Below are 3,482 nucleotides of genomic sequence, written 5' to 3' on the forward strand. Positions count from 1 at the left end.
TAACTTAATAACTTAATAACTTAATAACTTTGACCTCATAACAATTAAAACAAATTGATAAAGGTATTTACCAATGACTGTGTCTCAGACAGACAGCCCACAAGCCGATACTCAAGCCATTGTTAAAGACGACAATACGGATAATCGTCATGGCGCGGCAACTACTGCGCGGCAATGGCAAGTGCTGTCACAGTTGCAACGCAATCGCTGGGTAGGGACTACGCACGTATATGAGCAGCTGGTTTTGGCAGGTTTTGATATCAGTTTGCGTACGGTACAAAGAGATTTAAATGCCTTGGCAAAACGCTTTCCTATAGAAAAAAATAATGCCAATCCGCAAGGCTGGCGCTGGCGTGATGATGCTCCGCTGCAAAGCTTACCGCATATGAACCTATCGCAAGCGGTCGCCTTCAACATGGTTGAGGCCAATCTTACCCAACTACTGCCGCCCGCTATTTTAGATGAGCTATTCCCCTGGTTTGATTTGGCGCGGCGCCAGCTCAAAAACAGTAAGGTCACTCACTCTTGGATAGATCGCGTGCGTATTGAACCTGCGACCCAGCCTCTAATTGCGCCGCATGTTGACCTAGAAAGTAAAGATAATATTTATCATGCGCTGTTTTATCAGATGCAGATAAGAGCCTGCTATACGCGTAGCAACAAGTCTGAGGCGAGCGAATATATTCTCAACCCTATCGCTATTATCCAGCGCGGCGTCATTATCTATATGCTCGCAACCCGCACGGATGACCCTGAGATGATCATACGCACCTTTGCCCTACACCGCTTTGAGAGCGTTGAGATTTTAGACACGCCATCTGTCACGCCTGAGGGTTTTGAGCTTGACAGCTACCTTGATGCAGGCGGTATGGGCTTTACCCATCATTTGCTCAGCCAGCTACCAGATCACGGCAAAAACACTCAAGTTGAGCTGAGATTTACCAAAAGAGCGGGTAAAAGCTTGACTGAAAGCAAACTGAGCGTGGATCAGACGGTCACCGATAATGACGACGATACGTTGACGATTAAGGCCACGGTCAATCTAACCTCGCAATTGGTCTGGTGGCTACGCGGATTTGGTAAAGGACTCATTAGTGCCAAACCTGATTTGCTATATCAAGCGGTACTTAACAAAGAATCAGTAGATAGCCTGCGATAAGCGCTCTACTTGCTGCTAATAAACAACACTATTTAATAAAAAAGGTTAACCATGTCTACCCCTTATGCCCAAGTTACCCCGCCCCTATCAGACAGTCTGAGCGCTTTAGGATTAAACGCTGAAACTTTGTTTTTTGCTTTAAATTATGAGTTCACCAAAGTTGAGACCAAAGGATTACTCAAGCGTTTTAAAAAAAACCAAGACGCTATAGATCTTGATATTGCTTGCGTGCTGTATGACAAAAACTGCACTATCGACGATATCGTCTGGTTTAAGCAATTACGGGACAAAGCGGAGTCCGTCAGGCATCAAGGAGACAGCCTAAACAGTAAAGATCGCGGCGATCAATCCTTGTACCGTGCGCCGCTTGATCAAGAGCAAATTCGCCTAGCGCTCGCCGATATACCAGAGCATATCGAACATATTGCCATGCTTGTCAGCTCCTATCACGGTCATCCGTTAGGTAAGCTCAACGCTGGTGAAGTGCATTTAAGTGATGATGAAGGCAACCGCGCCTTTGAAGTTAATTTAAGACAATCTCCTCGCGATTGTAGCGCCGTATGGATTGCAAGTTTACGCCGAGGTATAGAGGACTGGCATTTAACTTTGCAAAATCTACCGCTAGATGAGCACGATATCCCAAAAGCGGCGCAACTAATAGCACATGAGCTTGCCCGCGTACTACCCATGCCGCTAGCACCTGTGTCGTCAGAATCAGGCGGCTAATGCCTGTCAACAATCGCTCTTAGTAAGTACAAAAATGAGCATAAAAAAGGTGAAACATTTTAGTGTCTCACCTTTTTTATGTATGACAGATTCGATTACTCAAGCGGCTCACCGCAGTGCGGACAAAAATTCTTTTTACGCATCTCTTTTTCTCGGCGCTCAAGCTCTTGCTCACGCAGCACCTGCAAGACAATATCTTGCGCCTGCTCACGATCGAGTCCAAGCTCGCGGCGAATCTTATCAATCATGACCTGATTTTGTACCAAATCAAAATCACTATCTACCAGCTGCTCACGAAAATCCTGTTCCAACTCATCTCGGCGCTGCGCCAGCTCGTTGGCAAGGCCCGTCGCCAAAATACCTGCAGGCAAAGCGGCCAAGCCTACACCCAATATAGTGATAATCGCGCCTAATATCTTGCCTGCGTTGGTGATGGGCGTAACATCGCCGTAGCCGACCGTGGTCAAAGTAACCACCGCCCACCACATCGCCTTAGGTATCGACTCAAACTCTTCTGGCTGCGCGTGGTTTTCGACCAAATAAATACCACTTGATGCAGTGACAATCATAATAATTAAAATAAAGATGACCGCCTGAAACGAGCCCTTTTCTTTACTAATGACCACCAGCAAAATGCGCATTGAGACAAAATAGCGGGTTAGTTTTAGGATTCTAAATAGACGCAAGATACGTAAGAAACGCAGATCTATGGTGACAAAAAAGTTTAAAAAGGCGGGCGCAATGGCGACCAAGTCGATAAGCGCAGACGGGCTTTTGAGCCACTCCCAGCGCTGTCGCCACGTAGTATTATCAGGCTTTGCTTCAGCCACGCTCCATAGTCTTAGCAAATACTCAATAGAAAATATAACGATGGAGAAGTTTTCAAATAACGTAAAGTACTCTTGATAAGGATAGTATAAGTGATCTACAGACTCAGCTATGACCGCGGCGACGTTGGTCATAATCAAAACAATCAGGAAGTAATCGACGTAACGACTTAGCCAAGTATCGTGTTCATCATTTTGTAAAATATTATAGACAAAATGACGCAAGCGCCGTACAGGTTGGAGTAGCATGCCGTTCCTATGCGGTATAACACCGATCTAGTTTATAGTTGAGTCACTTTGAGAGTATTTGCTACTAGTATTTGTTTTACGTCGCCTCTGTCAGCATAAGTAAAATCAATATTCGTAGAATAAATGAGTTTAGATTTGATAGTAAGCGCTATCAATAAAATATCATATAAATTAATATTTTGTTGAAATCGTTATAAAACGTTTTGCTTAAATTTCTTAAAGCAAATAACATCGAGTTTACCCTTTATTTATACAGATGCAGCGTAGTAAACGTAGACCAATACAAGCAAGACAAAAACAGTGACTATCAGACCAAATTGCAAGACACGATGATCAATACTCAAATTGCGACTGACATCATTAGCCGGTATTAAAGATAAACCACAATCAGGACACGCGCTATTAGACTGATTAACCAAAGTCATATTTCGAGCATTCTCGCAGCGAAGCGGTGAGTTACTACAGTATCCAATCATAAGGTATTATCGACCCCTTTTTTATAAAAGACAGCGTTTACTATC

Annotated in this window: 3 protein-coding genes; 2 read left to right on the forward strand and 1 reads right to left on the reverse strand. The window is 44.0% G+C overall.

Annotated elements, in window-relative coordinates; all coding sequences use genetic code 11:
* The first annotated feature begins 73 nt into the window (after positions 1-73).
* Positions 74-1,159, forward strand: a complete 1,086-nt coding sequence (locus ACTXGO_RS11340; RefSeq protein WP_443541780.1) for a helix-turn-helix transcriptional regulator — start codon at positions 74-76, stop codon at positions 1,157-1,159.
* A gap of 51 nt (positions 1,160-1,210) precedes the next feature.
* The gene (locus ACTXGO_RS11345; RefSeq protein WP_317199016.1) at positions 1,211-1,885 is read left to right on the forward strand and encodes a TerD family protein; all 675 of its coding nucleotides are present in this window, start codon (positions 1,211-1,213) and stop codon (positions 1,883-1,885) included.
* 95 nt (positions 1,886-1,980) lie between these two features.
* On the opposite strand, the gene ACTXGO_RS11350 is transcribed toward ACTXGO_RS11345, so the two are convergent.
* Entirely contained in the window at positions 1,981-2,961 is a 981-nt protein-coding gene (locus ACTXGO_RS11350; protein WP_317199017.1) for an ion transporter, read from the reverse strand.
* Between the last annotated feature and the right edge of the window lie 521 nt (positions 2,962-3,482).

Source organism: Psychrobacter sp. T6-1, from assembly GCF_052258445.1.

Coding starts and splice junctions, on each gene's coding strand:
- ACTXGO_RS11340 (WP_443541780.1), top strand. CDS start 74: ATGACTGTGTCTCAGACAGACAGCCCACAAGCCGATACTCAAGCCATT.
- ACTXGO_RS11345 (WP_317199016.1), top strand. CDS start 1,211: ATGTCTACCCCTTATGCCCAAGTTACCCCGCCCCTATCAGACAGTCTG.
- ACTXGO_RS11350 (WP_317199017.1), bottom strand. CDS start 2,961: ATGCTACTCCAACCTGTACGGCGCTTGCGTCATTTTGTCTATAATATT.